At 46.0% G+C, this 5,068-nt stretch carries 3 protein-coding genes; 2 read left to right on the top strand and 1 reads right to left on the bottom strand.

Going from position 1 to position 5,068, the window contains the following annotated elements; all coding sequences use genetic code 11:
- Positions 1 to 396 precede the first annotated feature (396 nt).
- Both QZ147_RS08155 and QZ147_RS08150 read left to right on the top strand, forming a co-directional pair.
- Positions 397 to 1,485 (top strand): PepSY-associated TM helix domain-containing protein, encoded by a 1,089-nt coding sequence (locus QZ147_RS08155; protein ID WP_295149141.1) that lies wholly within the window; start codon positions 397 to 399, stop codon positions 1,483 to 1,485.
- Entirely contained in the window at positions 1,482 to 3,596 is a 2,115-nt protein-coding gene (locus QZ147_RS08150) for a TonB-dependent siderophore receptor (protein WP_295149140.1), read from the top strand. Before QZ147_RS08155 ends, QZ147_RS08150 begins: the two co-directional genes overlap by 4 nt.
- Positions 3,597 to 3,638: 42 nt before the next feature.
- Here QZ147_RS08150 and QZ147_RS08145 read toward each other — a convergent pair.
- A partial coding sequence (locus QZ147_RS08145) for an efflux RND transporter permease subunit (RefSeq protein WP_295149138.1) occupies positions 3,639 to 5,068 on the bottom strand: 1,430 nt, incomplete at its 5' end.

The following is a 5,068-nucleotide window of genomic DNA, read 5'->3' as shown; positions in this document are numbered from 1 at the left end:
ATTTTTTATTCTAATCTTTAATATAAAACGAAATAAATTTTAAACGCCTAAACCCGCATAACGTAGTTTTTAATACCTTTTTACGCGCAAAGTTAAAATCGGCAGCCGAATTTCCGCTTTATTTGCGGCGCCTTATTTAAAATTTACGCCCAAGCAGCCCTGCGTCGCGCGTTTTTAGACTATATTCCCACCTATTTCAAAAAAATAATATAAAGTGGCCGCAAAAGATATTTAATGCCTACGATAACTTACGGCTTGCTAATTCGTAATTTACGACATCGCCGCCTTTTTTTATAAATTACGATAATTTTCTAATTAAAAATTGATAATCGTTTTATAAAAGATTAATAATTCGTTCATTATAATGCGCGCCTTAAAATGAAAGGAATAATCAAAATGCGGCTACCGATTAAAGCGATTACCAAAATTCATGCTTATTTATCGCTTGTTTTTTCGTTGCCGCTAATTATCGTATGCGCGACGGGTTCGATTTTAGTTTATAAAAGCGAGATCGGCAGCATTTTTACGCCGCAGGTTACGGACGTCTCGGCGCATATAAATATTAAACCCGACTTTGCCGACTTTCATTATCGCCGAAAAACGTTCGACGAGTTAAAACGAATCGTTAACCAAAAATTTCCGCGCTATGACGTCGTCGGCTGGAATATCGATAGGAGCCCGCAAAAAGCCGACCGAGTTTGGCTAATTAAAAAAGGCGGTAGCGAGTGGGAGGATATTTACGTAGACGCGTTTAGCGGCGATATAAAAAGCGAGCCGCGTCCGCACGACGAAGGATTTTTCGGCGTATTGGTTCATATTCACGAAGGGTTATTGATGGAGCGCGCCGGTCAGATTATCGTCGGTTTTACGGGCATTTTTGCGATATTTATCGCCGTTAGCGGCTTTTTGTTGTACCGTAATTTTTGGCGAAATTTGCTACGGCTACGATTTTCTAGGCTTACTACCTTTGCTAGCGACGCGCATAAGGCGATGGGCGTATGTTGCGCGCCGATTTTGATAGCGGTTAGCGTTAGCGGGGCTTGGTGGGATCTTAGATTCTTGTTTACGCCGCCGCCGCAAAATTTAGCGCCTCAAAAAATAGAAGGCAACCTCTCAATAGACGCGTTAGTTAAAAAAGCGCAAGAAAATTTTCCGGGATTTAACCTTCATTATATCGGTCTTTTTCCGCGCGGCGACGCGGCGATTACGCTTTTTGGCTACAAGGCGGATCAAAATTTCTTGCACAACGAATATTCAAGCCAAATCGTATTCGACGGTAGCGGAAATTTAAAGCAGGTCAAAGATATTAGCGAAGCGGATTTTACGGAGCGACTGCTATCGTCGTTTCGTAAGGCGCATTTTGGAAATTATAACGAAACTACGAAATTTTTATGGTTTTTAGCAGGCTTAGCGCCGCTATTTCTAGGAATTTCGGGGTTTTATTTATGGATGAAAAGGTCAAATTTTAAAAGGAGAAAGGTATGAAAGGTAAAATTTTACTTTCCGGTATAGTCGCTTTAAATTTGCTAGGCGTAACGCAAATTTTAGCCGAAGAAAAGGCGCTTGAAGGCGTCGAGGTAACTAGCGAGCAGCGAAAAGACGACGTGAGTTATAGCTCAAAGGAACTGGTTAAAGGTACGACTAGGCTAAATTTAACGTCGCGTCAAACGCCGCAGTCGCTAACGGTTCTAACGGAGGCTAAGCTAAAAGACTTAAATATTAACGACTATCAGGTATTGCTTCGTTCGGTGCCGGGCGTTTCGCTAATAAAATGGGACGAGCGCGTATATCCGACGGCGCGCGGCTTTGCGATAGATTATTACCTACTTGATTCCATGCCGAGCTTCGGCGGATTTAGCCTAGGCGCGAACGATATGAGCTTGCTTCCTTACGAGCGCGTAGAGGTCGTAAAGGGCGCAAACGGCTTACTATCAGGCGCGGGAAATCCCGCGGCTAGTTTAAATTTTATCCGTAAGCGGGCAAATGCCAAAGAGTTAACCGGTAATCTAAAAATAAGCGCCGGATCATACGATAAATACGGACTTTCGGGCGACGTGCAAACTCCCGTAACAAACGACGGCAATGTGCGCGCTAGGCTATCTTTCGCAAAAGAGAAGGCGCGCTCTTATATGGATTATTACAAACGCGAAAATTTAGCCCTTTACGGCGTAGTAGACGCTGATATCGGCGATAACTCGTGGCTAAGTTTAGGAACGTTTTATCAGGATTTGGACCGCAACGGCGTTAGGTGGGGCGGGATGCCCGCATTTTATACCGACGGACGAAGAACGAATTTTAGCAAGAATCAAATTTTCTCGCAGCCTTGGACTAGATGGGATATTAAAACGCTCGATTTTTACGCGGATTTTAGGCACTATTTCGAAAACGAAGCGAGTTTAAATTTAAGCTACTCTTACCGCAAGGCAAAGACTGATTCAAATATTATGTACGTAGGCGGAAGGGTCCGGCCTAACGGAACTGGAAACGTGAACGATCTAAGTATATACGCCAATAAAAGAGAAGAAGACATTCATAACATAGACGCTTACGTAAACGCGCCTTACGAAGCGTTTAGCTTGCCTCACGAGCTAGTTTTCGGCGCTATGTATAATAATTATAAAAAATCCTCCGATAAAGTAAGCTCTCTTTGGGGTAACACCTCGCCTGCGGCTATGGCGTTTAGGGCGCGCACGATCATAGATTTCAATAACCTTCGTATAGACGATCCTAGATTGCCTTACGTCGATCAAAATAACGCGGATAAAACTACGCAAAAGGCTGTTTATCTGGCGAATAAATTTTCTATAACCGAGGATTTGAAATTTTTAGTCGGCGCGAGAATGAGCTACTGGAAATACGAAGTAACTGGCGGCAACGGCAATCGAAATTTTACGCAAGAAATCACGCCTTATCTAGGACTTACGTACGACGTAGGCGCGAACCACACGTTATATGCCAGTTACACGAGTATATTTAAACCGCAAAGCGTAAAAGACGCAAACGATAAATATTTAGATCCGATCGAGGGTAAAGATTATGAAGCGGGCGTGAAAGGCGAATATTTCGGCGGTAAGCTCTCTGCGGCGCTCGGCGTATTTAAGATCGTACAAGACGGCGTAGGCGAAAAAACGACGCGCATACATCCAAGAACGGGCGCTAGTATTTACGAGGCCAAAAAAGGCGTCGTAAGCAAGGGCTTCGAGCTTGACGTAAACGGCGAAATAACCGATAATATAAGCCTAAGCGTGGGACTAACGCGCTTTAACGCCAAAGACGCCAAAGGAGAAAAATATAGCACCGACTCGTCTCGCACTACGGCAAATTTATTCGCTAAATACGGCGTGCAAAATTTTAGAATGGGCGCGGGGTTAATGTATAAAAGCAAAGCTTATACCGGTAGCGGAGCAAACAAGATCGAGCAGGACGCCTATACGCTGGCGAACGTAATGTTCGGTTATAAAATCGGTAAGAATTTCGACGTTCAACTAAACGTGGATAACGTCTTTAATAAAAAATATTACGAAGGTATCGGCGCAAACCGTATGGTATACGGCGACCCTAGAATGTTTAACATAAGTTTTAGCTACAATTTCTAATCTAATTTTGCCCGAGGCGGATATTTGCTCCGCCTCTTTGCTTTAAATTCCTTCGCCTAGCCTTTTATCCTCGTCCGTAACGTCCGTAAATTTCGCGAGTTTAGGCGCGATAAACGCCTTGAAATCGTCTATTAGCGAATAAACTACCGGCACGAAAATAAGGCTTAAAAGCGTCGAGGCGATTAGCCCGCAGATGACCGCGACCGCCATCGACGCGCGAAAGCTAGTTCCCGCCCCGCTAGCAAATAGCGCCGGCGCCATACCGGCTACCATAGCGATCGTAGTCATTACGATGGGGCGTATGCGCTCGCTTCCGGAATTTATCAGCGCGTCGTGCCTAGCCATACCCGCGGCGCGTTTTTCTATAATAAAATCCACGAGTAAAATCGAGTTTTTACCCACGATCGCCATTAGCATCAAAATTCCGATGACCGAGGATAGATCCAGCGCGCCGCCGTAAAGCAGAAGTCCCGCGACCGCTCCGCCCAAAGACAGCGGCAGCGCGATAAAAATGGTAATAGGCTGTAAAAAATCGCCGAAAAGCAGCACGAGCACGAGTAAAAACATTAAAATCCCCGCCCCCAAGGCTATGCTAAACTGCGTAAACATCTCGCTCATAAACTCGCTATCGCCGTACTCGGGTACGCTCACGCCCGCAGGCAGCTCGCGCATGATAGGCAGCGAATTTACGCTATCAAGCACGCTTCCTATCGCGTAGCCCGGCTCCAAGTCCGCCTCTACGGCGATTTTGCGCTTTTTATCGAATCTTTGCAAGCTAGCTTCGCTTTGCGAATACGAAATTTCGGCCACCGAAGAGAGCGGCACTACGGCACCTGATTGCGTAGCGACGGGTAATTTGCGTAAAATTTCGATATCGTTTTTATCTTTATCCGAAAGCCTAACGCGAATCGCGATCTGGCGATCTGGCAGGTTAAATTTTGCTAGGCTAGCATCCGTATCGCCGATCGTGGCGATCATGAGCGTATTTGAGAGGCTTTGCGCCGTTACGCCCAGCCTCGCCGCCTCTTTTGACAGTAGCTTTATTTCGATTTGAGGTTTTAACAAAGGCTCCTCTATGCGCGGATTTTTCACGCCCGCAACCTCGCTCATTTGGCGTTTTAGCGCCAGCGCGGCCGATTTTAGCGCCTCGTCGTCTTGGCTTGCGAGCAGCACGGATACGTCGGCTTGCGCCATTTCGTTATTAAAGGCGAATTTCATATCGCTAAATTTCGCGATTTTTTCGCGCATTTCGTCTTCAAATTCTTTTTGCGTGATAGAGCGCTCTTTGTGCGGCGCTAGGCGAACTAAAATTTTGCCTTGATTTTCGTCCTCGCCGCCGGCGGTAGCGAAGGTTAAAAGTACCGCCGGATGCTCGCGCAAAATTTTAGCCACCCGCTCCAAACGTTCGGACGTCTGCTCTACCTCGGTATCGGGCGGCAGCGTAAAGGCGAGCTGGCTGGCTCCGCCGTCGC

It is taken from the genome of uncultured Campylobacter sp. (assembly GCF_905371695.1).
Lineage (GTDB): Bacteria > Campylobacterota > Campylobacteria > Campylobacterales > Campylobacteraceae > Campylobacter_A.
The sequence above is the reverse complement of the archived record's forward strand: the minus strand, read 5'-3'. Positions and strand labels throughout refer to the sequence as shown.

Coding starts and splice junctions, on each gene's coding strand:
- QZ147_RS08155 (WP_295149141.1), top strand. CDS start 397: ATGCGGCTACCGATTAAAGCGATTACCAAAATTCATGCTTATTTATCG.
- QZ147_RS08150 (WP_295149140.1), top strand. CDS start 1,482: ATGAAAGGTAAAATTTTACTTTCCGGTATAGTCGCTTTAAATTTGCTA.